We start from the raw sequence: 26601 nt of genomic DNA, 5'->3' as shown, positions 1-26601 counted from the left end.
AGTCGACCGATGCAGTAGCGAGCCCTTCACGCGCATGTTCCCGCCCACGCGAACGCGCCTCCTGCCATCGAAGACGATGCGCGTTCGCATCGGCGTCGGGCCTTCGATGGCTCAGGCTTTTTTTGCGGCGAGCGGCCTGACCTGCTTGACCTTAGCGATACCGACGGGCTCCGGCGGCATGTAACCCCAATCGCCGCCTTGCGCGGAATTGGCGCTTGCTTCCGGCCGCGATGATTCACGCGTTGATTCACGAGACGACGCTTCATGCTCGCGCCGGCGATGCCGCAATACCGCGTCGGCCACGCAATCGACATGCTTCGTTTCGACGTATTCCGCGCCTTCGAGCGCCGCGAGCGCACGCGCCGCGCGCAGCATCACGAGATCGGCTCGCAGGCCGTCGACGTTGGCCGCAATGCACAGCTCGCTCACGTGCGCATGCACGACGTCATCGAAATCGAACTCATCGAGCGCCGCGCGCGCCGCTTCGATGCGTTCGGCGAGCGCCGCCTGATTATCCGCGTGCTGTGCGCGAAATGCTTCGGCGTCCGAATCGAATGCGAGTCTTGCCTTGACGATCCGCTGGCGCACATTAGCGTCGAAGCAGTTCGCGAGTTCGACGGCAAGCCCGAAGCGATCCAGCAATTGCGGGCGCAGTTCCCCCTCTTCCGGATTCATGGTGCCGATCAGCACGAACCGCGCGTCATGCCGATGCGATATGCCGTCGCGCTCGATGATATTCACGCCGCTCGCCGCCACGTCGAGCAGTTGATCGACGAGAGGATTCGGCAGCAAATTCACTTCGTCGACATACAGGACACCGCGATGCGCTTTCGCGAGCAAGCCTGGCGAGAACTTCACGCCGCCATCGCGCAACGCGCTTTGAATATCGAGCGTGCCGATAAGTTGCTCTTCGCTCGCGCCGAGCGGCAAGGTGACGAGTTTCCCTTCCGGCAACAGTTCAGCGAGCGCGCGCGCCGCCGTGGATTTCGCGGTGCCGCGCGGTCCGCTCACGAGCACACCGCCCAATGACGGATCGACCGCCGCGAGCAGCAACGCCTGCTGCAACGGCGCTTGCCCGACGAGCGCGGTGAAAGGAAACGCGGGAAAAAATGAAGTTTCGTTCAAGTCTGTCGGCCTTCGAGTTGCTGCTCGACATCGAGCAGATGCTGCGTCACGGACTGCCGATAGCCGCCGGGTTCCTGCCACAGCCCGCGCTGCATCGCTTCGAGCAGGCGCTCGCAGATCGACCGGAGCGCGTGCGGGTTGTGTCGCGCGATGAATTCACGCGTATCGGCATCGTTCACGTAGGCATCCGTGACGAGCGCATATTGATGATCGGAGACGACGCGCGCGGTGGCATCGTAACCGAAGAGATAATCGACCGTCGCGGCGAGTTCAGACGCGCCCTTGTAGCCATGCCGCTTCACGCCGTCGATCCACTTGGGATTGACCACGCGCGAGCGCACCACACGCGCGATCTCTTCGTTCAGCGTGCGCATGCGTGGCGCGGCGGGGTTGCTGTGATCCGCGTTGTACGCCTGCGGCTGCACGCCCGACAAGTAACGCACCGCCGCGATCATTCCGCCCTGAAACTGGTGATAGTCGTTCGAATCGAGCACGTCGTGCTCACGGTTATCCTGGTTCTGAAGCACCACATCGAGCGTCGAGAGCCGCGCGCCGAAGCTCGAACGCGCTTCGACGCCATCGCCGGCTTGCGAATAGGCATAGCCGCCCGTGCTTTGATAAGCGGCGGACAGATCTGCGTCGGTTTCCCATTGCTTCAGGTCGATCAGCTCCTGCAAGCCCGCGCCGTACGCGCCCGGCTTCGTGCTGAACACGCGCCAGCCGGCACGCAGCCGCGCTTCTTTGGCATCGACGCCGCGTCCGATCAACTCGTCGCGCTCACGCAGAATACGCGCGCGAATCGGGTTGACGTCTTCCGGCTCGTCTTCGAGTTCCGCTATGGCCTGCACGGCTGCATCGAACAGATGCATGAGATTCGCGAACGCATCGCGGAAAAAGCCGGATACGCGCAGCGTGACGTCGATGCGCGGCCGGTTGAAGATGGAGATCGGCAGAATCTCGAAGTCGGTGACGCGATGGCTGCCCGCCGCCCATTTCGGCCGCACGCCGATGAGCGCAAACGCTTGCGCGATGTCGTCGCCGCCCGTGCGCATGGTGGCCGTGCCCCACACCGACAGACCGATGGCGCGCGGGTAATCGCCGTGGTCCTGCACGTGCCGCTCGACGAGCAAGTTCGCGGACTTGAGCCCGAGCGACCAGGCCGCTTGCGTCGGCAATGCGCGCGTATCGACCGAATAGAAGTTACGCCCCGTCGGGAGCACGTCGGGTCTGCCGCGCGATGGCGAACCGCTCGGCCCCGGCGGAACGAAGCGGCCTTCGAGACCGCGTTTCAGTTGCAGCGACTCTTGCGGTCCGCATGCATCGAGCCGCGCGAGCACATCGCCATGCAAGCGTTCCAGCACGCGTTGCGTATGCGGACCGGGTGCGGCTGCATTGCCCTCGATAAGCTGCAATGCGAGGCATTCCAGCCGCTCGCGCGTGTCGCCGTGATGACGCCATGGCGCATCACTCACCGCCTGCAATGCCGGCGGACGCGGCCCTTGCCACGACGCGGCCCAGTCGGCGTCGAGCGGATCGAAGTCGTCGCCTAATTGCAGGTCGCGTGCGAGCGCGGTGATCAGGCTTGCATTCGCGCCCTGACCGTCGCCGATCGGGAAACGCCCGAGCGCAAGCAGCGTATCGCGCCGCTGCGCGCCTTGCGGCGACACGCCGAAAACATGCAGTCCATCGCGTATCTGCGCTTCCTTCAGCTCGCACAGGTACGCATCGGCGCGCGTGAGCAACGCGTCTTCGCCCGACGTATCGCGCGGGGCATCGAGGCCGAGTTCTTCGTGCAGCTTGTTCTCGACGATGCTCGCAAGTATGGACTTGCGCAACAGCTTCGCGCGTCGGACGTCGACCATCAATGCTTCGTAGTACTCATCGACCTGCCGTTCGAGGTCTTGCAGCGGACCATAGTTCTCGGCGCGCGTAAGCGGCGGCATCAGATGATCGATGATGACCGCTTGCGCCCGCCGCTTCGCCTGACTGCCCTCGCCCGGATCGTTGACGATGAAAGGATAAAGATGCGGCATCGGCCCGAGAATCAGATCGGGCCAGCACGATGCCGACAGCGCGACGCTCTTGCCCGGCAGCCATTCCAGATTGCCGTGCTTGCCGACATGCACGAGCGCGTCGGCGCTAAAGCGCATGCGCAGCCAGAAGTAGAACGCAAGATAAGAATGCGGTGGAACGAGTTCGGCATCGTGGTAGCTCGCGTAGTCGTTGCGTTCGCGCGACCGCGACGGTTGAATGCCGACGAACACTTCACCGCAGCGATAGCCCGCGATCATGAAGCGGCCGCCCCTCAATGTCGGATCGTCTTCCGGCGCGCCCCACGTCTTTTCCAGCGCGGCGCGTGCATCGGCGGGCAACGCGCGATAAGCGTCGAGATAGTCGTCGAGCGAGAGGCTTTGCAACGCCGGCCGCATGTCGCGAACCACGGGATCGTTCGTCACGCCTTGCGTCAATGCGGCGATGAGCGCGTCGCCGCTCCCCGGCAATTCGCCCACGCGATAGCCTTCGCGTGCGAGCATCGACAGGATGCCGACCGCGGATGCCGGCGTATCGAGCCCTACGCCGTTGCCGATGCGTCCTTCGCTCGCCGGATAGTTGGCGAGCACGAGCGCGATGCGCTTCTTCTGGTTCGGCGTATGCCGCAGCTTGCACCAACGGCGGCTCAATTCGGCGACGAAGCGCACGCGTTCGGCATCGGCCTGATAACGCACCACGTCCACTTGCGTCTGCGCGCAGTGATACGCGAGTCCCTTGAAGCTGACCGCGCGCGTGATGATGCGGCCATCGACCTCGGGCAACGCGACATGCATCGCTACATCGCGCGAATTGAGACCGTGGTTGTCCTTTTCCCACTCTTCGCGATTGCCGCCGCTCAATATCACCTGCAGCACGGGCGCATCGCCCGCGATGTCGAAGTCTTCGCTTTCGCCGATCACGCTGGCTGCGAACGCAGTCGTGTTCAATACGAGCGATGCGCGATGCTCGATGCACAAGCGCGCGATCACTTCGCGGCTCACGCTTTCCTTCAGCGAAGCAATCGCAATCGGCAGCGGATTCAGCCCTTCCTTTTCGAGGGCTTCGATGAGCGCATCGAATACAGCGGTATTGCCCGCTTGCAGATGCGCGCGATAAAACAGGATCGCGACCACGGGCGCGCCGTCGGTCCAGCGCGCCCGCCAGTCGTCGATTGCGGCGATGTCGCGCTCGGGATGATAGATGGCCACGGCAGGCAGCGGACGCGGCGCTTGCGGCGCGCGGCCGAAGCCGAATGCGTGATAACCGATCGCGCGCAAAAATTCCTCGGCATTGCCTGCGCCGCCTTCGCGCAGATAGCGCGACAACTCACGGCAAAACTCGGCATCCGCGGTACTCTTGCTGATCAGGTTCGGGTCTTCGGTGAGATCGCCCGAGAACATGGCAAGCATCTGCTTCTCGTGCTCGGCGAGCGCCACGATTCGCTCGATGCCATAAGGCCAGTACGATTCACCGCCGAGATGATCGACGATGACGACGCGCGCATGACGCAATACATCGTCGACGTAGAAATCGACCGATGCGGGCTGGCGCAAAAACGATTGATTCGCGAGCCGCACTTCGGGAAAGCCCGGCTCGAGACGCGGAAACACGCTTGCAAGCAGCGCGAGCGTGGTATCGGCTGAACTCAGTACGACGATCGGTGCGCGCGTCTGCTCGATACGCATGACGCCTGCCGCGTCATCGACGAAACCGCCCGGCGTCGTGCGTAACAGATGCATTGCGTCAGGCCTGCGCGAGCGCGTTTGCGAGCGCCGCGTTCAACGCTGTTTGCAGGGTTTGACGATCGAGGTCTTCTCCGATCAGCACGAAGCGGCTCGCGGCTTCCCCTTCGTTCCAGCGCCGGTCGAAATAGCTGTCGAAGCGCCGGCCCACGCCTTGCACCACGAGACGCATGCCCGCGCCCGGCAGCGCGGCGAACCCTTTCACGCGATAGATCGTGTGGCTCTCCACCAGCGCCTGCAACGCGGCAATGGCCTGTTCGCGCGATTCCACGTGTGCTTCGACGACGACCGAATCGAATTCGTCATGGTGATGATCCACGTAGCCTTCGTCGTCGGCAGAACCGTGATGATCGTGGCGAAGATGAATGCTGTCCTCGGACGCGGATTGCAGACCGAGCAGCGCATGCAGATCGAGCTTGCCCATTTGCGCGGGCACGACCTTCACTTGCGGCGGAATCTCGGGCCGCACGAGCGCTTCCACGCGGCGCATTGCGTCCGCGTCCATGAGGTCGGTCTTGTTGACGATCACGAGATCAGCCGAGGACAGTTGATCTTCGAATAGCTCGTGCAGCGGCGATTCGTGATCGAGATTGGGGTCGGCTTTGCGTTGCGCATCGACCGCTGCGGGGTTCGCCGCGAACTGTCCGCTTGCGGCGGCAGGACCATCGACCACCGTGATGACGGCATCCACCGTGAACGCATTCTTGATCGACGGCCAGTTGAATGCCTGCACGAGCGGCTTCGGCAACGCGAGGCCCGACGTCTCGATCAACACATGGTCGATGTGCTCGCGGCGTTCCAGCAACTGCTCCATCACCGGATAGAACTCTTCCTGCACCGTGCAGCACAGGCACCCGTTAGCGAGTTCATAGAGATTGCGCTCCGAGGACCCGGCTTCGTCGTCGCAACCGATACCGCAACCCTTCAGGATTTCCCCGTCTATGCCGAGTTCGCCGAACTCATTCACGATGACAGCAAGGCGCAAGCCCTGCGCATTCGACATGATATGGCGCATCAAGGTGGTCTTGCCGCTGCCGAGAAAGCCGGTCACGACCGTGACGGGTATCTTGCGGGTTTGCATCGTCGCTCCGTGGCTCGTGTATGCATGCGTCGTGCGTGCGTCGCGCGAGCAAGGTATCGCCGGCGAGAGCTGCGGAAAAAAGCGCACGACTGATGGATCATGGGACATGCCGCATCCCCGCGGCGTGGGCCCTGCGAAGTTCTGGCCGGTATCCGGGCTTGGGACCTCGTCGCGCAGCCTTCCTGCCGTGTCCCGACAGTGGCTTCGTGCGCAACGCGCGATATCGTACTAGCGATACCGCCGGTCTCTTACCGTTGCGGGGGCAGCGCAGGTTGGCGCGTCCGTTCGCATAAAGGACGATGCGCTTCCTGCTTCCCGTTTAACTGCGTGCGAAAGAAGCTCGCACGCGGGCACCAGAACTGCGTGAAGTCTAGGCTCCCCGCGAAGGAGCGTCAAGGAAGCCGGCGTTGAAACCGGTGCATGTGGTATCGTTGGCGCGCGACTGGTGCTCGCGCGTTCACACGAAACGCGCAGTTAAACGGGAAACAGAAAGCGGCGTCTTCGCGATCATGCAGGCGCTCGCCAACCTGTGCTGTCCCCGCAACGGTACGCGACCGGCGGTATCGGCTTGCACGGTATCGCGCATGGCGCACACGGCCACTGCCCGTTCACGGTGGGAAGGCTGCGCGATGAAGGCCGCAAGCCCGGATACCGGCCATCGCAGGGGACGAAGCGCATCTCGCTGTCACGATGCCTTCGCCGAACGCCGCCATCCGCGAGGGACGCATGGGCGGCGCAAGCATTTCCGTCCATTCGTTCGATGATGTTTCCTTGCGTGAGCCTGCGCCATCTTGCCATCGGCATCGGCTGCAAACGCGGCGTTAGCGCCGATGCGATAGAAGCGGCCGTCCTTCGTGCGCTTCGTGCGCTTTATGCGCTCCGAGCAGCGGAACTCACGTTCGCGCACATCGCGGTGGTCGCGAGCATCGACATCAAACACGACGAAGCCGGCTTGCGTGTCTTCTGCGAGCGTCATGCGCTGCCATTGCGTTTCTATCGCGCAGACCAGCTCGCGCACATGCCCGCCGAGGGTGTATGCGAGCCTAGCGCGCTGCTCGCGAGCGAGGGCGGAGAGCTTGTTGTGCCGAAGATGATCGACGGTCATGTGACTGTCGCCATAGCAACGAAGAAAGCCTGAAAGAGCCCATGAAAACCGATACGGAATCGCATCTGCGCATGACGCAGCGTCGCAAGGAAGGCCACGAAAAGAAGCAGGCCGCCGCCGATCACGAGAAGGGTCTCTTGATCGTCAACACAGGCAATGGCAAGGGCAAGACCACGGCCGCTTTCGGCATGGCGGTGCGCGTGCTCGGGCACGGCATGAAGCTCGGCGTCGTCCAGTTCATCAAAGGCGCGCTGCATACGTCAGAGCGGGATTTCCTGAGCGCGGTCGCCAATTGCGATTTCGTGACGATGGGCGACGGCTATACCTGGAACACGCAAAACCGCGAGGCCGACATGGCGACGGCGCGCAAAGGCTGGAACGAAGCGCGGCGCATGATCGAAAGCGGCGAATATCAGATGGTCGTGCTCGACGAGCTCAACACCGTGCTCAAGTACGAGTACTTGCCGCTCGACGAAGTGCTCGATGTGTTGAAGGCGCGTCCTGCGATGCTGCATGTGGTCGTGACGGGCCGTCATGCGCCGGATGCGCTCGTCGAACTGGCGGACCTCGTCACGGAGATGCGGCTCGTGAAGCATCCGTATCGCGAGCAGGGCGTCAAGGCGCAACGTGGCGTCGAGTACTGAGCTCATGCCGTCCTGCCCCGCACTCTTCATCGGCGCAAGCGCGTCGCATCAAGGCAAGACCACGGTGACGGCCGCGCTGGCGCGTCATCATGCGCGGCGTGGCCTGCGCGTGCGCGTCTTCAAGACCGGCCCCGATTTTCTCGATCCGATGATTCTGGAACGCGCATGCGGATCGCCCGTCTATTCGCTGCATCTGTCGATGGTCGGCCTCGACGCATGCCGCGCATTGCTCGCAGAGGCCTCGCGCGAAGCCGATCTGATTCTGATCGAAGGCGTCATGGGTCTCTTCGACGGCACGCCGAGCAGCGCCGACCTCGCTGCCGCGTTCAACGTGCCGGTGCTCGCCGTGATCGGCGCACATGGCATGGCGCAGACGTTCGGCGCAGTGGCGTTCGGACTGGCGCGTTATCGCGCGGACGTGCCGTTCCATGGCGTGCTCGCCAATCGCGTTGCATCGGCGCGGCATGCGCAGATGTTGGCCGAAGCCATTCCGGATGGACTGCGCTATTGCGGGCATCTGTCGAATGCAGACGATATCGCACTGCCCGAGCGTCATCTCGGCTTGACGCAAGCGCAAGAAGTGGCGGGACTGGATGCGCGTCTCAATCGCGCCGCCGATGCCATTGCCGCTACCGCGCTTGCCCATCTACCGCCGCCCGTTCACTTCGAGGACGCAAAGCCCGAAGCACCGCCGCGTCTGCTCGAAGGCTTGCATATCGCCATGGCGCGCGATGCCGCGTTTTCATTCGTCTATCCGGCCAATGTCGACTTGCTGCACGCAATGGGCGCGCAGGTGAGCACGTTCTCGCCGCTCGCCGATGAACCCGTGCGCGCCGATGCCGACGCGCTCTATCTTCCGGGCGGCTATCCGGAACTGCATGCGGCTACGCTTGCCGCAAACCTGCGCACGCGGGCATCGATAGAAGCGCATGTGGTGCATCGCAGAGCCGTCGTCGCCGAATGCGGCGGCATGCTGTATCTGCTCGATACGCTGACGGACGTGGAAGGCACGAAGCATGCGATGCTCGGTCTTATCCCCGGCAACGCCTTCATGCAGCGCCGCCTCGCGCGTCTTGCAATGCAAAGGCTCGATACCGCGCATGGCGCGCTCACCGGTCACACGTTCCATTACTCCACGCTCGACACACCCATGCAGCCGCATCTGACCTCGAAGCATGCAACGACAGGCGCCGAAGGCGAAGCCCTCTATCGCCACGGCCCGGTCACGGCCACCTATATGCACGCGTATTGGCCATCGAATCCGGCCGCCGCCGCGGCGCTCTTTCGCGGCGAATCGCTATGACGATCATCGACCTCGCCTTTACTATTGCGCGCGCGAAGTCGCAAGAGCCTGTCGGCTCGCCGTGCACCGGCGTATGCAAGCTCGATCCCGCGCATGGTCTGTGCGCGGGATGCTTCAGGAGCCGCGAGGAGATCAAGTCGTTCCGCTCGATGGACGATGCCGCGAAACTCGCGCTACTGGATGAATTGCCCGCAAGGCAAGCAGCGTTATCGCGAGAAAACGCTTAGACGGCCGCCACTTTGCGCAATGCGGGCCGCTCTAGTTCGCGAGCAGCGAGCGCGCCGAACACGAGCCCGAGCGTCGTCCAGATGATGACCTGAATGCCGATGGCCGCGACGCGAAAGTTCCAGAGCAACGACGCCGAGAAGCCTGCCGGCACTTCTTCGATACGCGGCAGCGCGAACTGCGCGAGCAGCATCGACGCCATGTAGAAAGCGCCTGCAATCATCGTTGCGTTCCACTCGCCTCGCCGCACGCGCAGCCGCCTTTGCAGCGCGACGGCGATCACCGCTGCCGCGATCGAGATGGCCAACATGCCGAAGAACAATGCGGTGCGCGGACCGATCGTCGCCGCGTTGCCGACCGAAGGCGGGTTCGGTGGATACTTGAGGAACGGCACGACCGCCACGCTCAAGAAGCCGAACATCGCCAGCAACGCCGATGTGCCGCGCGCACGCAATGCGCCGAGCCGTCCATAAGCAAGCGCAAAGACGAGCGAGAAGATGCCGCCGAGCGCAGTGCCGAATACCGCGACGCCGCTAAAGAGGCCGAGACCGGCCTGCGTGTCCCGGCTCACCAGTTCTTCGTCGCCGTCGTCGCCGTCGTGACCGTGTGAATGAGTCGTGGCTTCGTGATGGTCATGTCCATGCGCATGTTCTCCTTCGAACGCGATGGCTTGTGCAACGAACGGCTCCCCGACGAGCTTCGCAAAACCGAAGCCGAGCAGGCCCGCGACAAAACCCGCGATCATGCCGCGTATCAACAAGCTGCGAATCATGACGCGCCCTTAGTGGCAGGGAAAGCCGAGCAAGTGCCGCCCGTCATGCACGAATTCGTGAACGACCATGCCGGAGAAGATGGACGTCGCGCCCTGCTCCGCACCGACGAAATAAATGGCGATCAAAAGGATCAGGCCGATGAACACGGCCCAAGGCAAGACTTCACGTACCGGAATAGGTACCGGCGCATCGAGGGCGGGCGAAACGGAAGCGGCGGCATAGACCGGCGCGTGAGCGACATTCATTGATTTTCTCCGAGGGAAAAGCGCGTCCCAATAGACGAAAGAGCTTGCAGCGGGGTCTGACTCGCGGACCGTCGTTTTCACGAAAGCCGCTTACAGTGGCGCGACCGTGCCGGGCTTGCACCGGCTTCCTCGCACTGCAAGCTTGCCATTCTAGGACGATTGCGGGCAAAGTAAAGCAACGATGCGCCCATTGCCTCCATCATTGAACGTCACGCTTCTCTGCCACGCGGCCACGCACGCGATGAAAGCCGCCCGCTTTCCGACGGGCGACGAGCCGCCTGCATGCGATGAACGCGCGGCTCTTGCGCAGCGCTTCGCGCATTTCGAAGGCCGCGTGATCGCGAGTCCCGCAGCCGTTGCGCGCGCGACGGCCGCATGGATTGCAAGCACCGTCGAAACGAACGACGCCTTCAACGATATCGACTATGGCCGCTGGCGCGGGCATGCGATACGCGCCATCGCCGAACGCGAGCCTGAAGGCATGAGCGCATGGCTCACGAATGTCGCCGCGCGGCCACACGGCGGCGAGAGTATTGCGATGCTGTCCGAACGCATTGCGAACGCGCTTTCAACTCTTGTGCGCGACGATGCCCGCACCGAACGCTGCCTGATCGTCACGCATGCCATCGTCGTCAAAGCCGCATTGGCGCATGTGCGAGGCGACTCGCTCAAATCCATCTTTGCGATGGACTTCGCGCCCCTGTCGTCCATATCGCTCGACTATGACCGGCAGTGCGGCGTCTGGACCGTGGCCTGAACTTCGTCGTGCGGCTCAAGCTCCAATGCAATTGACGGCATGACGCTGTCAATAACGCTTAAGGAGGCTCACATGGCGCACTATGTGGATGGATTCGTCGTACCTGTTCCCAGCGAGAAGATCGACGCGTATCGGGTCATGGCCGAAGAAGCGGGCAAAATCTGGCTTGAGCACGGCGCACTGCAATTCGTCGAGAGCATTGCCGACGACGTCAAGCCAGGGGAAGTCACTTCATTTCCGCAGAGCGTGCAATTGAGAGAAGGTGAAACGATTGCGTTCTCGTGGATACTGTATGAATCGCGCGAGCAGCGCGACGCAGTCAACGCCAAGGTCATGAATGACCCGCGCCTGAAGGCGATGATGGAGCAAGGTGAGCCGCCGTTCGATGCGAAGCGCATGTTCTTCGGCGGCTTTGCGACCATAGTCGAACTGGCGCGCTCCTGAACCTTCGTTTGTTGAATCACCACAAAGGAAAGTATCGACATGTATATCGCCATGAATCGCTTCAAGATCGTGCCCGGCGCAGAAGCCGACTTCGAGCGCCTATGGACGAGCCGCGACACGCATCTCAAGGATGTCCCCGGCTTCGTCGAATTTCATTTGCTGAAGGGCCCGGCCAAGGACGATCACGTCCTTTATTCGAGCCACACGATCTGGGCGAATCGGGCGGCGTTCGAAGACTGGACGCGGTCCGACGCCTTTCGCGCCGCGCATCGCAACGCAGGCGGCGAGACGCGCCAGCTCTATCTCGGGCACCCCGAATTCGAAGGCTTCGAAGTCATTCAGACCGTCAAGTAGCACGTTTCTTTTACACGTTGATGAAAGAATGTGCTTAAAGAGCGTCCGCTATGACCGCTTGGGCGCTTCGATTTGGGCGCTTCGAATCAGGCCTTGGCTCCGCGCGCCATGCGCTGCAAAGTGGACGAGTCGATGGCGGCGGCGCAAATGCGCACCGCCTCTTTGAGCGTGCGCGGCCGTCCGGCACCGAATTCGCTCTCCAACATGGCGACGGCGCGCACGCGCTCCTCGTTGCCCAACTGCTCGCCGGTCGCCATCTCGAGGACGGAGATGAAATAAGCGGCGGGCGGCGCGGCGCGCCCTTGTGCCGAAGGCGCCGGCGCCCGCGAAACCGCGAGGTCGTTGGTATCGGCGGTTCGGTATGCAGCCGGCCATGCTGCCCGGTCGGTGTCGATTCGACTGTTCATTGATCTGTTCATTCGCTGGAGTGCTTGAGCGCCGTCGCGCAATCGTCATCGAGCAAACTTACAGCAAAGGTTGTTCCACCTGTCACCCGGCTTGGCTCTGGTCCGACAAGACCACCCTCGCGACACGGCAGGCGGCGAGGTCCCACGCCGCGCATCCGACCGACTTGAACACCACCGGAACGTCGGCTCTTTCATGCGATGCAAGCGCCGTCGCGAGCGGCCGCACCGTGTTCCAGTCGATTCCGGCGAGGATGAAATCGCCCGCTTCGTGACGCGCGCCTGCGAGATCGTCGACGAACAAGGCGCTGGCATGAATCGTCGAGGCCGCGATTTCGGCGGCATCGGCGGTGAAAGCGCCGACGCCTATCACGAGTCGCGCCGCGCTAGCCGCAAGCGTGTACACCGGCGTCTTGCTGGTGGTTGTGGTGATCACCACGTCGATGGAGTCCGGTATCGCCGGCCCTTCTAGTGGGACCAGATTCGGCGAAAGCGCGGCGTGGTCCGCGCAGAAAGCACTCGCGCGCCCCGCACGCGAACCGAGAATGTAGAGGCGCGCTTCCGGATACAGGCTTGCAAGCGCTTCCACGTGCGACGCCGCCTGCTTTCCGGTGCCGATCACGAGCACTTCGCGCGGAACATCGGCGGCCAGCGCGCGTATCGCGAGCATGGAGACTGCGGCCGTTCGGCGACCCGTGACCGTGGGACCGTCGAGCATGAACTGGGGCACGCCTGTCGCGGCGTCGAAAGCGGTGACCTGACCGTGAATCGTCGGCAGGCCGCGTGCGCCATTGCCCGGGCACACGTTCACGAGTTTATGCATGGCGATATCGGCAGCCGTTGCGGGCATTGAGAGCATCACTCCGCCGTGCGCGAGCGGGACAACCATCCGCTCGGGACTCGCTATGCGGCCGGCTGCATAATCGAGCATGGTCGCGGCGAGCGCGTCCGCCAAGCGGTCGTAAGGCAGAAGGCGCGCGGTTTGCGCCGCGTCGAAAAAGGGAATTGCGCCAGCTGTGTCGATCATCGTGCGGTTCGCCTCTGGAATGGTTGTGCCAACGTGATGTCCTCAAACCCTCGACCATTCTAAAGGCCGCGCGGCTCGTGTCATAAAGCGCGCGGCTTCATACAATGAATGACGCGCAATGACGCCAAACGACGCGTAAGGCGGTGTCACACGGCTGCCATGCGGGAACGTCACCATCGGGCGTTCAGCGCCGCCCGCATACTGCACCCAAGAAGCAGGCCATAGCACGCACATGGAGTATTCAATGACCACGACGGACAAGCAGCGCCGCTTTCACGCCGACCTGATCGACAGCTACGACGAAGAGTTCGAGATGGAGATCGACGATCGCTTCCTCGATGGCGAAGCGGCGTTCTCGGACGAAGAGCGGCAGCTTCGCAAGACTTATTTCCGCGAGTTGTTCCGGCTGCAGGGCGAGTTGGTGAAGCTACAGGACTGGGTGGTCCATACCGGCCACCGGCTTGTCGTGATCTTCGAAGGGCGCGATGCCGCCGGCAAGGGCGGCGCGATCAAACGCATCACGCAGCGGCTCAATCCGCGTGTCTGCCGCGTCGCCGCCCTCCCCGCGCCCAACAACCGCGAGCGCACGCAATGGTACTTTCAGCGATACGTCTCGCACTTGCCCGCGGGCGGCGAGATCGTGCTGTTCGACCGAAGCTGGTACAACCGCGCGGGCGTCGAGCGCGTGATGCACTTCTGCACCGACGAAGAGTATGAGGAATTCTTTCGCTCGGTACCGGAGTTCGAGAAGATGCTCGTGCGTAGCGGCATCCAGATCATCAAGTACTGGTTCTCGATCACCGACGACGAACAGGAAGTGCGCTTTCAGGCGCGAATCGAAGATCCCCTCAAGCAGTGGAAGCTGAGTCCGATGGATCTGGAGAGCCGCCGTCGATGGGAAGCGTACACGGCCGCGAAGGAAGTCATGCTGCAACGCTCGCATATTCCCGAAGCGCCGTGGTGGGTCGTGCAGGCTGTCGACAAGAAGCGCGCGCGCCTCAACTGCATTCATCACCTGTTGAGCCAGGTGCCGTATCACGAGATAGAACACCCGCCAATCACGCTGCCCGAGCGTGTGTTCAATCCCGATTACTTGCGTCAGCCCGTGCCGGAATCGATGTACGTTCCCGAAGTGTATTGAGTAAGTTCAGCAGCAGTGACGGCAGGCGATGCGCTCCACCGCCGCGCCGCCACGCTGACGCAGCGCCGCCTGATGCATGAAATGATAGGCGTGCTGCGAGCCTCTCAGCAGCATCACGAATGCGACTTGCGCGAGGTTGAAGTCGAGCGACACCATCAGGCGCGTTAGAAGAAGCAGTGGCAGGACCACTGACGGTTGATATAGCTGTCTTTCGATCAAGGCTCTCATTGCACGCTCCCGTTCCCATGATTCAAATTCTAGGGATCGCGTCGCACGGGATAAATGGGCGCCAGGTGAAGACATATGTTCCTCGCGACGAACAATCGGCTTCATAGCAAAAAGCCCCGCTTGGAGCGGGGCTTTGAGCACTGACATTACTTCTGCGCGAGGCTCGGTTCAGGCACGGGCGTAGGCACTGCATCGCCCCAGCCGCCGCCTAAAGCCCGAACGAGATTGACCGTCGATACCGCCTGCGCTCCCGCGAGTTGAACCGCCGCGCGCTGCGATTGCAGCACCGTGCGCTCCGCGTCGATCACGTCGAGATAGTTCACCGCGCCTTCGGTGTACTGCGTGCGCGACAGTTGCGCGGCGCGTACCGACGCATTCACCGCATCCGCTTGCGTCGCCGTCTGCGTCTCCAGAATGCGCAAGTCCGACAGGTTGTCCTCGACTTCACGAAACGCCACGAGCACTTGCTGACGATAATTCGCCACGTCCTCTTCGTAGATGGCGCGCGCATTGGCAAGATTGCCCTTGCGACGCCCGCCGTCGAAGATAGGCAGATTCAGCATGGTGCCCGCGAACGGTCCCAGCAGGAACGTGCGGCTCGACCAGTTGAAGAGATCGCCGAGCGTGGCCGATTCAAACCCGCCCGAGCCTGTCAGCGTGAGCGACGGAAAGAACGCCGCCTTCGCGACGCCGATGCGCGCGTTGGCCGCCGCCATCGACCGCTCGGCAGCCGCAATGTCCGGGCGACGTTCAAGCAGCGAAGACGGCAAGCCGGGCGGCACGTGCACGGTGACAGGCTTGAGCGGATTAGCGGCCATCGAAAACTCGGCGGGCGTCTTGCCGAGCAACACCGCGAGAATATGCTCCGATGCCGCCCGCAGCCGTTGCACCGTCATCGCATCCGAACGCGCGGTCGCGAGTTCCGACTTGGCGCGTGCGACATCCAACTCGCTGATATCGCCTTCGGCGAACCGTCGCTCTGCGAGCTTCAGTGCTTCCTCACGCAACTTCACGGTGCGCGTGTACACGTCCAGTTCGGCATCGCGCTCGCGCAGCTCGAAGTAGTTCTGCGCGACGTCCGCCTGCAACGCGAGCTGCACTGAACGGAACAACGCTTCGCTTTGCTGCGTGTCGGCGTTGGCGGCCTGCACGGTATTCGACACGCGCCCGAACAGATCCACCTCGTACGACACGCTGGCCTGCGCGCGCCACAACGTCTGCGCCGGAACGTTCGCGTTCGGAGGCAGGAATTGCGATGCGGGCGAGAACTTCTCGCGCGTCGGACCGAAGCCTGCGTCGAGTGTCGGAAAGAGTCCCGCGCGCGCGGTCTGATTGATCGCCCGGGCTTCCTTCACGCGCGCCGCCGCGGCTTTCAGGTTCTGATTCGCTTCTTGCGCCTGACGTTCCAGATCGTTCAGCGTGGCGTCGTCGAAAAGCGTCCACCATTCGCCGCGCATCATCTCTTCCGAAGGCTGCGCGGTCTTCCAGGTGCCCGCTTCCGATGGCGACAGCGTCGGCGTTTCCTTATAGGCGCTCGGCGCGTTGACGTCCGGCTTTTCGTAAGTGGGCGCGAGCGAACATCCCGCGACCACCAGCAACGCGCTCATCAGCGCCGGCAAACCCAGCCATTTTTGTATAGGCATCTTGTTCATTGTCGACCTCATTGCGCCTCGTACGAAGCGCCGATACCGCGCATCTGCGGATGCGTGCCATGCTTGTCCGTCACATGTTCGGTGCGGCTCAGCTTGCGCAGAATCACGTAGAACACCGGCGTGAGCATCAGGCCGAAGAGCGTCACGCCCAACATGCCGAAGAACACCGCGACGCCCATGGCGTGCCGCATTTCAGAGCCTGCACCCGACGACAACACCAGTGGCACCACGCCCATGATGAACGCGATGGACGTCATCAGGATCGGACGCAGACGCAGGCGGCTGGCTTCGATCGCGGCCTGCACGATGGAGCGCCCCTGCATCTCGAGTTCGCGTGCGAATTCGACGATCAGAATCGCGTTCTTCGCGGACAAGCCCACGAGCACCATCAAGCCGATCTGCGTGAAGATGTTGTTGTCGCCGTCGGTGAGCCATACGCCGATGAGCGCAGACAAGATACTCATCGGCACGATGAGGATGACCGCGAGCGGCAGCGTCAGGCTTTCATACAGCGCGGCGAGAACGAGGAATACGAGCAGCACGCTGATCGGGAACACCCACAGCGCAGCGTTGCCCGCGAGGATCTGCTGATACGTGAGATCGGTCCATTCGAACTTGATCCCGCGTGGCAGCACTTCCGCGGCGATGCGTTCGGCTGCTGCCTGCGCCTGTCCCGAGGAATAGCCGGGCGCCGGACCGCCGTTGATGTCCGCTGCCGTATAACCGTTGTAGCGCACCACCATTTCGGGGCCATACGTGGGCGAGACTTTCACGAGCGAAGACAAAGGCACCATGTCGCCATTCGCGTTACGCGTCTTCAGCAGGCCGATGTCCTCAGGATTTGCGCGGAACGGCGCATCCGCTTGCACGCGCACCTGATACACGCGGCCGAAGCGATTGAAGTCGTTCACGTACAGCGAGCCGAGATACACCTGCATGGTGTCGAACACATCGGTGACGGAGACGCCCAGTTGCTTCGCCTTCACGCGATCCAGATCGACGTTCAATTGCGGCACATTGATCTGATAGCTGGAGAACGTCGGCCCCAGTTCCGGCGTTTGCGATGCACGCTTGATGAACGCTTGCGTGGCATCGGCGAGCGCCGCATAGCCGAGCGCACCGCGATCTTCGAGCTGCATCTTGAAGCCGCCGAGCGTGCCCAAGCCCAGCACCGGCGGCGGCGGGAACACGGCGATGAACGATCCCTTGATGCCCGCGTACTTCTGATTCAGCGCGCCTGCGATCGCGTTCGCGGAAAGCGCCTTGTCATGCACGCGGTCCTTGAACGGCTTGAGCGTGACGAACACGATGCCCGCGCTCGACGAATTCGTGAAGCCGTTCACCGACAAGCCCGGGAACTCCACCGCGCTTTCCACGCCCGGCTGCTTCAGCGCGATGGCGCTCATTTCGCGGATCACGCCTTCGGTGCGGTCGAGCGATGCGCCGTTCGGCAACTGAGCGAAGCTGATCAGATACTCCTTGTCCTGCGCGGGCACGAAGCCGCCCGGCACGATCTTGCCCATCAATACAGCGCCGCCGAGCAGCACCGCATAGAGCACCATCATGATCGCCTTGCGGTTGATGACGCTTTTCACGCCCTTGCTGTAGGACTCGGAACCGCGATGAAACACCGCGTTGAAGCGCCGGAAGAAGCCACCGAACACGCGATCCATGGCGCGCGTGAGCCAGTCCTTCGGCTCGTCATGACCCTTGAGCAGCAGCGCGGCCAGCGCGGGCGAGAGCGTCAGCGAGTTGAACGCGGAGATGACCGTCGAGATGGCGATGGTCATCGCGAACTGCTTGTAGAACTGGCCCGTCAAGCCGGACATGAACGCGAGCGGCACGAACACGGCCACGAGCGTCAGCGCAATCGCGATGATCGGCCCGCTCACTTCGCGCATGGCCTGATACGTCGCCTCTCGCGCGGACAAGCCCGCTTCGATATTGCGCTCGACGTTCTCGACCACCACGATCGCGTCGTCCACGACGATACCGATGGCGAGCACCATGCCGAAGAGCGACAGCGCGTTGATCGAGAAACCGAATGCTAGCAACAGCGAGAACGTACCGACGATCGACACCGGCACGGCAAGCAGCGGAATGATCGACGCGCGCCACGTCTGCAAGAACACGATCACCACGAGCACGACGAGCGCAATGGCTTCCGCGAGCGTATGGATCACGGCTTCGATACTCGAACGCACGAACTGCGTCGGGTCATAGACGATCTGATATTCGAGGCCTGCGGGCATGTCCGCCTGCAGTTCCTTCATCGTCTTGCGCACTTCGTCGGAGATTTGCAGCGAGTTCGCGCCCGGCTGCTGATTGATCGCGATAGCCACTGCGGACTTGTTGTCGAGCAACGAGCGCAAGCCGTATTCGGACGCCGCCAGTTCGACACGCGCGACATCGCCGAGATGCGTGACCGCGCCGTCCGGGGATGTTTTCAGCACGATATCGCGGAACTCGGACTCGTTCTGCAAGCGGCCGCGCGCATTCACGTTCAGTTGCAGCGGCACGTTAGGCAGCGTGGGCGAACCGCCGATCACACCGGCCGCGACCTGCACGTTCTGCTCGCGAATGGCGTTGACGACGTCGGTCGCCGTCAGGCCGCGCTGCGCCACCTTTTGCGGATCGAGCCATACGCGCATCGAGTAATCGCCCGAGCCCCACAGTTGCACTTCGCCGACGCCGGCGATACGTTCGAGCCGGTCCTTCACGTTGATCAGCGCGTAATTGCGCAGATACGTCATGTCGTAACGGCCGTTGGGCGAGTTCAGGTGGACCACCATCGTGAGCGTGGGCGACGACTTGATCGTCGTGACGCCGAGCCGCTGCACGTCTTGCGGCAGACGCGGCAACGCCTGATTCACGCGGTTCTGCACGAGCTGCGTGTTCTTGTCCGGATCGGTGCCGAGCTTGAACGTGACCGTGGTCGTCAGGTTGCCGTCGCTGTTGGCCTGCGACTGCATGTAGAGCATGTCCTCTACGCCGTTGATTTGCTCTTCGAGCGGCGAAGCGACGGTCTCGGCGATCACCTTCGGATTCGCGCCCGGATACTGCGCATGCACGACCACCGAAGGCGGCACGACTTCCGGATACTCGGAGATCGGCAGCCTGAACATCGCGATGATCCCGGCCAGCAGCACGACCACCGATAACACGCCCGCAAAAATCGGGCGGTCGATGAAGAATTTGGATATGTTCATGACAGGTTCTGTTCGTTACGAATGACGCGCATCACTGTGCCGATGCGGTCTTCACCGCGGGCGCATCGCCGGCGTTGTTCATGGCGACGGCGTTGACCTTCACGACATCGTTCGGACGCACGCGCTGCAAGCCGTTCACGACGATGCGCTCGCCCGGGGCAAGTCCCTTCGCGATGACGCGCAGGCCGTCATGCGTCTGGCCCAGCGTGACTTCGCGGTATTGCACGCGGTTGTCCTTGTCCACCACCATCACGTACTTCTTGTCCTGATCGGTGCCGATGGCGGCGTCGTCGACGAGCACTGCCGGATGGGGCGTGCCGCCGCCCACCTTGATGCGCGCGTAGAGCCCCGGCACGAGCGAGCCATCCGGGTTGTTGAAGCGCGCACGCACGCGGATGGTGCCGGACGTCGTGTCGAGCCGGTTATCGACCGAATCGACGACGCCTTCACGCGAATAGCCGTCCTCGTTAGCGAGGCCCAGCGAGACAGGCACGGTGCTGCCCGCATCGCGGCCGAGATAGCGCAGGTACGTCTGCTCGTCCACATCGAACGATGCGTAAATCGGCGAGACGGAGACGAGCGTCGTCAGAAGCGGCGCATTTGCGCCCGTCGAGACGATGTTCCCGACCGTCAGTTCCGCGCGCGAGACGCGGCCCGACACCGGCGCGACGATATGCGTGTACGCGAGGTTGATCTTCGCGGCTTCGAGCGCGGCCTGCGCGGCCTTCAGGTTCGCGACGGCCTCGCGCGCGGCGTTCTGCTTCTCGTCGTAGTCGCGCTTGGCAATGGCGTTGTCCGCGAGCAGACGTTCGGCGCGCGCCGCATCCGTCGACGTATAGCCGTTGCGGGCCTGCGCCGCCGCGAGCTGCGCCTGTGCGCGGTCCACTTCGGCTTCGTAGGGACGCGGATCGATGGTGAAGAGCGGATCGCCCTTCTTCACGAGCGCGCCGTCCTTGAAATGAACGGCGACGATGGTGCCGGGCACGAGCGGACGAATGTCCACGTGATTCACCGCTTCGAGTCTGCCGGAATAGCTTTGCCAATCCGTGATGGTCTTCGACACGACGGTCGCCACGTCCACTTCGGTGGCGGTCGGACCGTGTGCCGCGGCGTGCGCCTGATTGATGGCTGCGTCGCCCTGGCCGCGCCAGACGGTATAGCCGCCCGCGCCTGCGAGAATCAGCGTCGCGCCTAGCGCGGCGTAGATGCGTTTGCGAGTGAACATCATGATGGAAAGCTCCGGTTGCGTTGAGTTCGTATTGTTGTGGTGCGTGGCTTTGCGCTTATATGGTGCGCGCGAGCCGTTTCCTGAAGAACGCGACGACATCCTTCAATGCCGCCGCATGCGCGGCGAGCGCCTGGTGCGACGCCTTGCAATGGCGCGTGACCTCGGTCGGCACGCCCGCCGCAATAAGTTCGGCCGCGTATTTCTCGGCTTCGATATGCAGAAGGTCATGCTCCGCGCTCGCGATCAATGCAGGAGGCAAGCCAGCAAGACGGCGCGATTCGAGCGGCGCGGCATACGGATGCAAACGCTGCGACGGATTCGGCAAGTACGCGCGATAACACCGCGCGCACTCGCTCAGTTCGAGATCGGGGCACAGAACCTTGCGCTCGTCGGCCACGCGCGTCATGCTCGGATCGAGCAGCGGCGCGAGCAGCGCCTGCGCGGACACGCGAATGTCGCCGCGATCGCGGGCGATGGCGGCCACGCACGTCGCGAGATTGCCGCCTGCATCGTGGCCCGCGACGCCCATGCGCTGCGGGTCCGCGCGCTGGCCGCGCGCATGGGCGAAGGCCCATTGCGCCGCGCGATAGCCGTCTTCCGGCGCAGCGGGAAACGGATAGGCCGGCGCGAGCGAATAGCCGACGGACACGACCCACGCCGGCGTATCGCGTGCGATGGTCGAAGCGGCGATGTCGGCATCGTCCAGATTGCCGTGTGTAAAACCACCGCCATGAAAATAGAGCACGATGGGCAAGACAGTGCCATCGGATGCCGGGCGATAGCTGCGCAGCACGATGGGCTGGACGTGCCCTGCGATATGCACCTCTTCGATACACAGTCTCGGGCGTTGCTCCTGATCCAGCAGTGTTGCCATGGTTATTCCGTTTGCACGGCCTTGCGTACGAGGCGTCCGCGCATGAGTTGCGATGGTCCGAATTCTGGAGTCCACGCCTTTTTAGATAAATGCCTATAATCCGGCAACACAATTCGGTCGCCCCGAACAATCGGGGCAATCGTGGCTAGACCGCGCAACTCCATTTTTAGCCACCGCTTAATTCCTCGCTCACTCAGCATCGAAGGTACGAGAACATGGATCGGCTACAAGCAATGCAGGTCTTTACCCGCGTCGTCGACACGAACAGCTTTTCGCGGGCGGCGGATACGCTCAATCTGCCGCGCGCATCCGTGACGACGATCATTCAAAACCTCGAAGCGTTTCTCAACGTGCGTCTGCTTCAGCGCACGACGCGCAGGCTCAATCTCACACCGGACGGCGCGGCTTATTACGAGCGTTGCGTGCGCATTCTCGCGGATATCGAAGAAGCGGAGAGCACGTTCTCGAACAACGGCAAAGGCCCGCACGGCAAGCTGCGCGTGGACATGCCGGGCGCAATCGGGCGTCTGATCGTGATGCCTCAGCTATGCGATTTCCACACGCGCTATCCGGATATCGAACTGATGATGGGCTTCGGCGACAAGCCCGTCGATCTGATTCAGGAAGGCGTCGATTGCGTGATTCGCGTGGGCACGCTGCAGGATTCGAGTCTCGTCGCGCGGCGCATCGGCGTGTTCCAGGGCGTGACGGTAGCGAGTCCGCAATATCTGGAGCGTCACGGCACGCCGCACACGCTCGACGATTTGCAGAACCACACTGCAGTGAATTATTTTTCGAGCCGCACGGGCCGCATCATGGATATGGATTTCGTCGTGGACGGTGAAACCATCGAAGTGAAGATGCGCGGCATGATCGCGGTGAACGACGCCGAAGCGTACTTGAGCTGCGGGCTGAAGGGCGTCGGCATCGTGCAGATCGCGCGTTTCATGGCGCTGCCCTACTTGCGTTCAGGCGAACTCGTCGAAGTCCTGCCGCAATGGAATCCGCTGCCGATGCCTATTTCCGCGGTCTATCCGCACAACCGGCATTTGTCGCCGAAAGTGCGCGTCTTCGTGGACTGGGTCGCCGAGCTATTCGAACGCTGCCCGCTGCTGCAAGGACAGAAGGATGCGGAAGATCGTTGCCTGCCGACGAGCACCGCATCGCCGATGATCGTGCGTCATGGCACGCCCGAAGTGGCAGGCACGGCAGACGTCGTCGTTTAACGAAGCATCGCTGTTCTTCTCTCGCTGTTCTTCTCTCGCTGTTCTTCCCGTCTCTCGAATGCTTTCCATCGCCATGATGGAAAGCATTTCTCTCGTTTCCCGCTTACTTCAATGACGACGCCGCGAGCGATTATTCGCGGATGTCGATAAATCTATTCGCGGATGGGGCATTTATCCGCCCGCACCGCGCGACTACATTTCGTCCTGCCACGACGCATCGCTCGATTGAACAATGCGCCGTATCCCGATGCATATGGAACGGACCGAAAGGAGTCGCAACATGAAGAACTATCTCGTCGCGAGTGTCTCGCTTGCCGCTATCTCTGCCGTCATTTCGAGCACGGCTTTCGCTGAAGGCGGTCAAGGCATCGGCCGCGCGGGGACGTATCTGACTCAGACAACGTCGAGCACGAGCGAAGCACCGAAGACTCGCGCGCAGGTCCGCGCGGAACTTGCAGCGGCTTACTCCGACGGCTCACTGCCGGCGTTGAATCGCAATAGCTATCCGTCGCGCAGCATGTGGGGCGATGCGGTCGCCGCCCAAGCGGAAGCGCGCAATCGCGGGATCGTCGAGTATGCGAATGGCTCGCCGGTGCGAAACAATCTCGTCGCGCGTTGATTTACTTCGCTTACCTAACTATTTCAAATGAGGTCGATCATGTTCGATAACACATCGCTCGAACAATTCTCCATGCTCGACGATTTCGCGCCGACTGCGCCCGTGTGGCGGCCGTTCGTGCAGCCCGCATCGACCGAGGCGTTGCAGGGCGCGCAAGAATGCGGCGAACATGCTGCGATTTCCTGAGCAGGCTTGATCGCGCCCACGCGTTCCTTGGACGCGGGCGCGATTTGGGCTTCAGACAAGCGCGCGCGGCATTGTAGTCGCGTGACGGCAGTTGCGAAGGCGTCGTCGGCGGTCTGCGGCGTCGAGCAAGATGCAAGCCGCGATGTTGCGCTTCGCGCCGGACGTGACGTCGGGCGCGTCAGCCTCGATTCCTCATCACGGTCGTATTCGCGCGAGCGGACCGGACAGCGGTCCGCAGCGGAACTGCTTACACGTTCTCTTCTCGACGGCTTCTAGTCTCGCTCGCGTGGCTTAACGGGCACGGGCCGTATCGGTCCGAGGCCGCGGCGGTGGACCGGGCCGCCGCCTTGTACTGCAGCCCCTGGCGTTGGACCGCGCGCCCGCATCGGCGACTTCTTTGACGCGGTCAGAACGCTATGGCCGGGCTCCGAGCGCCGCCACCGCGCCCCGGTGACCGGGCTGCCAGTCTTCTCGCGCCAGCTGAGTTCCTAGGCGCTCCTTCGTCGCCTGACGCGACCAGCCGACATTGGCCCGGCAAGTGTCAACGGTCGGACCATTGCCGCACTCGCATTCATTCATCCGCTCTCCGACGGGCGTCTGCTCGCGCTCGACTGCCACTTACATGGCCGGCAGCGGGCCGAGGCCGTGCCGGTAGACCGCCGCTCTGCCTTTTCCGACAGGGATCGGCTTGGGGCCACGAGCGGCCATCTGAGCCAGCATGGTCGATCGACTTCCTGCGCCTCAGACGCGATGCCCACACAAGCAAATCAAAACGGCGCGTGGCTCTCTCTCACGGGCAGGGCCCCGATACCCGCATTTCTGCCCGACAAACCCACATCGGACGTGAGGAAAAGCCCGCTGTTTGTCTCTCTATCGCGACTAAACAGCATCGCGCCAACCAGCCCTCGCTCGACCGGGCGACCCGGCGCAAAGCCCCGCCCTACAAGCCTCCGACCGGGTCCACATGCTAACTCGACGGCCCGGCCGTGAGCGCCGTCCGCCGCCCGTTCGGATTATTCGCAGGAACGGGACAGTGTTTTCACCTATGCCGTATTTATCCGAATATGCTTAATGACGTACGTTCTAGGTCGAGTCAAAGCCTGGAACAATGCCATGACAGCTTTTTCGAAAAGAGCGGACCCGTGGTCACAGACCGTCCACCAACTTGAAACGATCCCCGTCGAGTCGGGCCGCACCGCGCCGTCGCAGAAGACGGCTCGGGCCGAAAGCGCGTTCCTCGAACGCCTGACCCGCGACTGGAATCGCACGCATCCGCGGGAGTCGAACGACCGCTTGCCTTTTCCGCAAGCCATCGTGCGCGTCATCGAGCGCCCGAGCAGCGCGACCGCGCTCGTTTATTGGTCCGACCCGGGAACGTGCCATTACGGCTATCAGGGCTGGCGCGCCACCACCGCATCCGGCGACGGCGTGTGCTCGCTCTCGGGCATGCCGATCCATCGCGGGGACCAGGTTTATCGGCCGTCGCAGCGCGATCCGAAGCCCCAGAACGCATCGGCGATGATTCTCGCCGCCGCGATGCCCAAGACCGAGGAAGTCGAAGCCGACGTCCACGGCTGACCGGCGCAGGCGGCGGCCGCACCGCCGCTTGCGGTCAGTAACCGACGGTGAACCGCTGCTTGATATGCGCCCCGCGCTCGAATTCGTCGAGGAACGCGATCGCGAAATCGTCGAAGGAAATCCAGCTCCGGCCGTTAGCATCGACCAGTAGTTCGTCTACGCCAATGCGGAACCGCTGCGTGCGCGGGCCGCTCACGAACTCCGCCGACGGCGACACGAACGTCCAGTTCAGCTCGCGGTCGCGGCGCAGGGCGTCGAGAAACGCGGCGCCTGCTGTCGCTTCCGCTCGGTAGGAGTCGGGAAAGCCCGGCGCGTCGAGAACGCGCTGGCCGGGCGCCAGATACAGACTGCCCGCGCCGCCCACGACGAGCAGCCGCTCCACCCCCGCGCGCTTCACCGCGCCCACGATCGCGCTCTCGGGCACCGTCGAGAAACGCGTCGCGCTGAAGACGGCGTCGTGGCCGGCGATGGCATCGGCGAGCGCGTCGAGATCGAGTGCATCCACGTTTCGCGCGTCGAGACCTTCGCGCTTTTCCAGCTTCGACGTGTCGCGGGCGAGGGCCGTCACGGCGTGTCCGCGCCGCAACGCTTCGTGCGTGAGCCGGCTTCCGACATTGCCGGTGGCGCCGATGATTGCGATCCTGCTCATGTTTTTTCTCCTTGTTTTGTCGCGTGCGCATGGCCATCGCGCCGGCCTCTCGCGCCGGGTGCGAATAAGGAACGGCGAGTGAGCGGTCCTGATGCTTCGGATTCCTTCCCGCGAACAGCCCATGCTGAGTACGATCGTACGCTACGCCGCTTCTGGAGCGGCACGCCCGTTTGCGGCGGATGCAATTTCCGCGCCGCTTTGCCGCATCCGCATCCGATACCGCTACGCGAGCGTCATAAGAAAAACTCGCTTCGGCCGGCGCGCGCCGCCGTTACACTAGAGCCCCCGCGCTCTTCGACAACTGCGTCATGACGGCGAATACCGGCGCGCCGGACGCGAAAGTTTCGGATGCGTGCTCAATCGAAGTCGTCAATTTGTCACGACACTGGTTTATCTTGCAGGTCCTCGCCGCTCCCTTACCGGAAAGGAGTTAATCGTGAAGAATCCGCAATTGCAGAGTGCCATCGAAGGACGCAACAATCCGGCAGGCGAGACTGCCTACGAGCCGATTCCGGTCGGCGCTGCGCCCGCCGAGTCGGCCGAGAAAACGGGCTACTCGGATTCGCTGGACATTCCGCTCAATTACGGCATTGTGATGGACGCTCTCAGGGACGCAGTGCGCGCGAATCTCTGAGCGTTCGAATCCCTCATCCGAAAGCGCCCCCGAGCCGGGGCGCTTTTTTTTCGCCGGGCCGGTTCGTGGCGCGCTGTCGTGCGCGTGCGCTCGTTCACATGGGTGACAGACGATTTA

Annotated in this window: 26 protein-coding genes and 3 riboswitches; of the genes, 13 read left to right on the top strand and 13 right to left on the bottom strand. The window is 62.9% G+C overall.

Going from position 1 to position 26601, the window contains the following annotated elements; all coding sequences use genetic code 11:
• Window positions 1-111 precede the first annotated feature (111 nt).
• The 3 genes from LDZ26_RS15860 to cobW are packed head-to-tail and all read right to left on the bottom strand — an operon-like array spanning window position 112 to window position 5979.
• Window positions 112-1125 (bottom strand): ATP-binding protein, encoded by a 1014-nt coding sequence (locus tag LDZ26_RS15860; protein WP_244850098.1) that lies wholly within the window; start codon window positions 1123-1125, stop codon window positions 112-114.
• Window positions 1122-4895, bottom strand: coding sequence for a cobaltochelatase subunit CobN (cobN, locus tag LDZ26_RS15855; protein WP_244850097.1), 3774 nt, complete (start codon window positions 4893-4895; stop codon window positions 1122-1124). Before cobN ends, LDZ26_RS15860 begins: the two co-directional genes overlap by 4 nt.
• 4 nt (window positions 4896-4899) lie before the next feature.
• On the bottom strand, window positions 4900-5979 hold the full coding sequence (gene cobW / locus LDZ26_RS15850) for a cobalamin biosynthesis protein CobW (protein WP_244850096.1): 1080 nt from the start codon (window positions 5977-5979) through the stop codon (window positions 4900-4902).
• A 125-nt stretch (window positions 5980-6104) separates the two neighbouring features.
• Window positions 6105-6352, bottom strand: a riboswitch (cobalamin riboswitch).
• Window positions 6353-6405: 53 nt separating this feature from the next.
• Window positions 6406-6654, top strand: a riboswitch (cobalamin riboswitch).
• 85 nt (window positions 6655-6739) lie between these two features.
• Here cobW and LDZ26_RS15845 point away from each other — a divergent pair.
• The 4 genes from LDZ26_RS15845 to LDZ26_RS15830 are packed head-to-tail and all read left to right on the top strand — an operon-like array spanning window position 6740 to window position 9258.
• Window positions 6740-7117, top strand: a complete 378-nt coding sequence (locus LDZ26_RS15845; protein ID WP_244850095.1) for a cobalamin biosynthesis protein — start codon at window positions 6740-6742, stop codon at window positions 7115-7117.
• A gap of 8 nt (window positions 7118-7125) precedes the next feature.
• A complete protein-coding gene (cobO, locus tag LDZ26_RS15840) occupies window positions 7126-7728 on the top strand; it encodes a cob(I)yrinic acid a,c-diamide adenosyltransferase (protein WP_206469486.1) in 603 nt (200 codons plus the stop codon).
• A 4-nt stretch (window positions 7729-7732) separates the two neighbouring features.
• Complete coding sequence (locus tag LDZ26_RS15835) at window positions 7733-9031, top strand: cobyrinate a,c-diamide synthase (protein WP_244850094.1); 1299 nt, start codon at window positions 7733-7735, stop codon at window positions 9029-9031.
• The gene (locus LDZ26_RS15830; RefSeq protein ID WP_244850093.1) at window positions 9028-9258 is read left to right on the top strand and encodes a DUF1289 domain-containing protein; all 231 of its coding nucleotides are present in this window, start codon (window positions 9028-9030) and stop codon (window positions 9256-9258) included. Before LDZ26_RS15835 ends, LDZ26_RS15830 begins: the two co-directional genes overlap by 4 nt.
• On the opposite strand, the gene LDZ26_RS15825 is transcribed toward LDZ26_RS15830, so the two are convergent.
• Entirely contained in the window at window positions 9255-10028 is a 774-nt protein-coding gene (locus LDZ26_RS15825; RefSeq protein WP_244850092.1) for a CbtA family protein, read from the bottom strand. The two genes, LDZ26_RS15830 and LDZ26_RS15825, sit on opposite strands and share 4 nt — an antisense overlap.
• 9 nt (window positions 10029-10037) lie before the next feature.
• A complete protein-coding gene (locus tag LDZ26_RS15820; protein ID WP_244850091.1) occupies window positions 10038-10274 on the bottom strand; it encodes a CbtB-domain containing protein in 237 nt (78 codons plus the stop codon).
• Between the two features lie 30 nt (window positions 10275-10304).
• Window positions 10305-10428, bottom strand: a riboswitch (cobalamin riboswitch).
• 27 nt (window positions 10429-10455) lie between these two features.
• Here LDZ26_RS15820 and LDZ26_RS15815 point away from each other — a divergent pair.
• From LDZ26_RS15815 to LDZ26_RS15805, 3 genes are all read left to right on the top strand, one after another.
• Window positions 10456-11031 (top strand): histidine phosphatase family protein, encoded by a 576-nt coding sequence (locus LDZ26_RS15815; protein WP_370650727.1) that lies wholly within the window; start codon window positions 10456-10458, stop codon window positions 11029-11031.
• Window positions 11032-11103: 72 nt separating this feature from the next.
• On the top strand, window positions 11104-11475 hold the full coding sequence (locus tag LDZ26_RS15810; protein ID WP_244850089.1) for a DUF1428 domain-containing protein: 372 nt from the start codon (window positions 11104-11106) through the stop codon (window positions 11473-11475).
• A 39-nt stretch (window positions 11476-11514) separates the two neighbouring features.
• Window positions 11515-11829 (top strand): antibiotic biosynthesis monooxygenase, encoded by a 315-nt coding sequence (locus LDZ26_RS15805; protein ID WP_159833808.1) that lies wholly within the window; start codon window positions 11515-11517, stop codon window positions 11827-11829.
• An 86-nt stretch (window positions 11830-11915) separates the two neighbouring features.
• Here LDZ26_RS15805 and LDZ26_RS15800 read toward each other — a convergent pair whose 3' ends face one another.
• Both LDZ26_RS15800 and lhpI read right to left on the bottom strand, forming a co-directional pair.
• Complete coding sequence (locus tag LDZ26_RS15800; protein ID WP_244850088.1) at window positions 11916-12278, bottom strand: hypothetical protein; 363 nt, start codon at window positions 12276-12278, stop codon at window positions 11916-11918.
• A 40-nt stretch (window positions 12279-12318) separates the two neighbouring features.
• Window positions 12319-13260, bottom strand: a complete 942-nt coding sequence (lhpI, locus tag LDZ26_RS15795) for a bifunctional Delta(1)-pyrroline-2-carboxylate/Delta(1)-piperideine-2-carboxylate reductase (protein WP_244850087.1) — start codon at window positions 13258-13260, stop codon at window positions 12319-12321.
• Between the two features lie 244 nt (window positions 13261-13504).
• Here lhpI and ppk2 point away from each other — a divergent pair, with 244 nt between their 5' ends.
• Entirely contained in the window at window positions 13505-14401 is an 897-nt protein-coding gene (gene ppk2 / locus LDZ26_RS15790) for a polyphosphate kinase 2 (protein WP_244850086.1), read from the top strand.
• Window positions 14402-14407: 6 nt separating this feature from the next.
• On the opposite strand, the gene LDZ26_RS15785 is transcribed toward ppk2, so the two are convergent.
• The 5 genes from LDZ26_RS15785 to LDZ26_RS15765 form a co-directional block, all read right to left on the bottom strand.
• On the bottom strand, window positions 14408-14629 hold the full coding sequence (locus LDZ26_RS15785; protein ID WP_244850085.1) for a hypothetical protein: 222 nt from the start codon (window positions 14627-14629) through the stop codon (window positions 14408-14410).
• A 146-nt stretch (window positions 14630-14775) separates the two neighbouring features.
• Window positions 14776-16293 carry an efflux transporter outer membrane subunit gene (locus tag LDZ26_RS15780; RefSeq protein WP_244850084.1) on the bottom strand — a complete coding sequence of 506 codons (1518 nt, stop codon included), beginning with the start codon at window positions 16291-16293 and terminating at the stop codon, window positions 14776-14778.
• Window positions 16290-19490: an efflux RND transporter permease subunit gene (locus tag LDZ26_RS15775; RefSeq protein WP_244850083.1), complete on the bottom strand. Its 3201-nt coding sequence runs from the start codon at window positions 19488-19490 to the stop codon at window positions 16290-16292. Before LDZ26_RS15775 ends, LDZ26_RS15780 begins: the two co-directional genes overlap by 4 nt.
• 31 nt (window positions 19491-19521) lie before the next feature.
• Window positions 19522-20718 carry an efflux RND transporter periplasmic adaptor subunit gene (locus LDZ26_RS15770; protein WP_244850082.1) on the bottom strand — a complete coding sequence of 399 codons (1197 nt, stop codon included), beginning with the start codon at window positions 20716-20718 and terminating at the stop codon, window positions 19522-19524.
• 55 nt (window positions 20719-20773) lie between these two features.
• A complete protein-coding gene (locus LDZ26_RS15765) occupies window positions 20774-21592 on the bottom strand; it encodes an alpha/beta hydrolase (protein ID WP_244850081.1) in 819 nt (272 codons plus the stop codon).
• 215 nt (window positions 21593-21807) lie between these two features.
• Here LDZ26_RS15765 and LDZ26_RS15760 point away from each other — a divergent pair, with 215 nt between their 5' ends.
• The 4 genes from LDZ26_RS15760 to LDZ26_RS15745 all read left to right on the top strand — a co-directional run bounded on the left by LDZ26_RS15760 (window position 21808) and on the right by LDZ26_RS15745 (window position 25201).
• A complete protein-coding gene (locus tag LDZ26_RS15760; RefSeq protein WP_244850080.1) occupies window positions 21808-22818 on the top strand; it encodes a LysR family transcriptional regulator in 1011 nt (336 codons plus the stop codon).
• Window positions 22819-23098: 280 nt separating this feature from the next.
• The gene (locus LDZ26_RS15755) at window positions 23099-23437 is read left to right on the top strand and encodes a DUF4148 domain-containing protein (protein WP_244850079.1); all 339 of its coding nucleotides are present in this window, start codon (window positions 23099-23101) and stop codon (window positions 23435-23437) included.
• 39 nt (window positions 23438-23476) lie between these two features.
• Window positions 23477-23623 (top strand): hypothetical protein, encoded by a 147-nt coding sequence (locus tag LDZ26_RS15750; RefSeq protein ID WP_244850078.1) that lies wholly within the window; start codon window positions 23477-23479, stop codon window positions 23621-23623.
• 1113 nt (window positions 23624-24736) lie between these two features.
• On the top strand, window positions 24737-25201 hold the full coding sequence (locus LDZ26_RS15745; protein WP_206469470.1) for a DUF3331 domain-containing protein: 465 nt from the start codon (window positions 24737-24739) through the stop codon (window positions 25199-25201).
• 34 nt (window positions 25202-25235) lie between these two features.
• Here LDZ26_RS15745 and LDZ26_RS15740 read toward each other — a convergent pair whose 3' ends face one another.
• Window positions 25236-25850 carry an NAD(P)-dependent oxidoreductase gene (locus LDZ26_RS15740; RefSeq protein WP_244850077.1) on the bottom strand — a complete coding sequence of 205 codons (615 nt, stop codon included), beginning with the start codon at window positions 25848-25850 and terminating at the stop codon, window positions 25236-25238.
• Between the two features lie 436 nt (window positions 25851-26286).
• On the opposite strand from LDZ26_RS15740, the gene LDZ26_RS15735 reads away from it, so the two are divergent.
• Window positions 26287-26484, top strand: coding sequence for a hypothetical protein (locus LDZ26_RS15735; protein WP_159833576.1), 198 nt, complete (start codon window positions 26287-26289; stop codon window positions 26482-26484).
• The last annotated feature ends 117 nt before the right edge of the window (window positions 26485-26601 follow it).

The organism is Caballeronia sp. SL2Y3, from assembly GCF_022879575.1.
Taxonomy (GTDB): Bacteria; Pseudomonadota; Gammaproteobacteria; order Burkholderiales; family Burkholderiaceae; genus Caballeronia.
Note: the sequence above shows the minus strand (reverse complement) of the source record. Positions and strands in the feature narration are given on the sequence as shown.

Excerpts from the sequence above, each read along its gene's own strand:
- LDZ26_RS15825 (WP_244850092.1), bottom strand. The coding sequence starts at position 10,028 with ATGATTCGCAGCTTGTTGATACGCGGCATGATCGCGGGTTTTGTCGCG.
- LDZ26_RS15765 (WP_244850081.1), bottom strand. The coding sequence starts at position 21,592 with ATGGCAACACTGCTGGATCAGGAGCAACGCCCGAGACTGTGTATCGAA.
- cobN (WP_244850097.1), bottom strand. The coding sequence starts at position 4,895 with ATGCATCTGTTACGCACGACGCCGGGCGGTTTCGTCGATGACGCGGCA.
- LDZ26_RS15770 (WP_244850082.1), bottom strand. The coding sequence starts at position 20,718 with ATGATGTTCACTCGCAAACGCATCTACGCCGCGCTAGGCGCGACGCTG.
- cobO (WP_206469486.1), top strand. The coding sequence starts at position 7,126 with ATGAAAACCGATACGGAATCGCATCTGCGCATGACGCAGCGTCGCAAG.
- LDZ26_RS15820 (WP_244850091.1), bottom strand. The coding sequence starts at position 10,274 with ATGAATGTCGCTCACGCGCCGGTCTATGCCGCCGCTTCCGTTTCGCCC.
- LDZ26_RS15745 (WP_206469470.1), top strand. The coding sequence starts at position 24,737 with ATGACAGCTTTTTCGAAAAGAGCGGACCCGTGGTCACAGACCGTCCAC.
- LDZ26_RS15810 (WP_244850089.1), top strand. The coding sequence starts at position 11,104 with ATGGCGCACTATGTGGATGGATTCGTCGTACCTGTTCCCAGCGAGAAG.
- cobW (WP_244850096.1), bottom strand. The coding sequence starts at position 5,979 with ATGCAAACCCGCAAGATACCCGTCACGGTCGTGACCGGCTTTCTCGGC.
- LDZ26_RS15750 (WP_244850078.1), top strand. The coding sequence starts at position 23,477 with ATGTTCGATAACACATCGCTCGAACAATTCTCCATGCTCGACGATTTC.
- lhpI (WP_244850087.1), bottom strand. The coding sequence starts at position 13,260 with ATGATCGACACAGCTGGCGCAATTCCCTTTTTCGACGCGGCGCAAACC.
- LDZ26_RS15805 (WP_159833808.1), top strand. The coding sequence starts at position 11,515 with ATGTATATCGCCATGAATCGCTTCAAGATCGTGCCCGGCGCAGAAGCC.
- LDZ26_RS15830 (WP_244850093.1), top strand. The coding sequence starts at position 9,028 with ATGACGATCATCGACCTCGCCTTTACTATTGCGCGCGCGAAGTCGCAA.
- LDZ26_RS15835 (WP_244850094.1), top strand. The coding sequence starts at position 7,733 with ATGCCGTCCTGCCCCGCACTCTTCATCGGCGCAAGCGCGTCGCATCAA.
- ppk2 (WP_244850086.1), top strand. The coding sequence starts at position 13,505 with ATGACCACGACGGACAAGCAGCGCCGCTTTCACGCCGACCTGATCGAC.
- LDZ26_RS15775 (WP_244850083.1), bottom strand. The coding sequence starts at position 19,490 with ATGAACATATCCAAATTCTTCATCGACCGCCCGATTTTTGCGGGCGTG.
- LDZ26_RS15785 (WP_244850085.1), bottom strand. The coding sequence starts at position 14,629 with ATGAGAGCCTTGATCGAAAGACAGCTATATCAACCGTCAGTGGTCCTG.
- LDZ26_RS15740 (WP_244850077.1), bottom strand. The coding sequence starts at position 25,850 with ATGAGCAGGATCGCAATCATCGGCGCCACCGGCAATGTCGGAAGCCGG.
- LDZ26_RS15815 (WP_370650727.1), top strand. The coding sequence starts at position 10,456 with ATGCGCCCATTGCCTCCATCATTGAACGTCACGCTTCTCTGCCACGCG.
- LDZ26_RS15845 (WP_244850095.1), top strand. The coding sequence starts at position 6,740 with ATGATGTTTCCTTGCGTGAGCCTGCGCCATCTTGCCATCGGCATCGGC.
- LDZ26_RS15760 (WP_244850080.1), top strand. The coding sequence starts at position 21,808 with ATGGATCGGCTACAAGCAATGCAGGTCTTTACCCGCGTCGTCGACACG.
- LDZ26_RS15755 (WP_244850079.1), top strand. The coding sequence starts at position 23,099 with ATGAAGAACTATCTCGTCGCGAGTGTCTCGCTTGCCGCTATCTCTGCC.
- LDZ26_RS15780 (WP_244850084.1), bottom strand. The coding sequence starts at position 16,293 with ATGAGGTCGACAATGAACAAGATGCCTATACAAAAATGGCTGGGTTTG.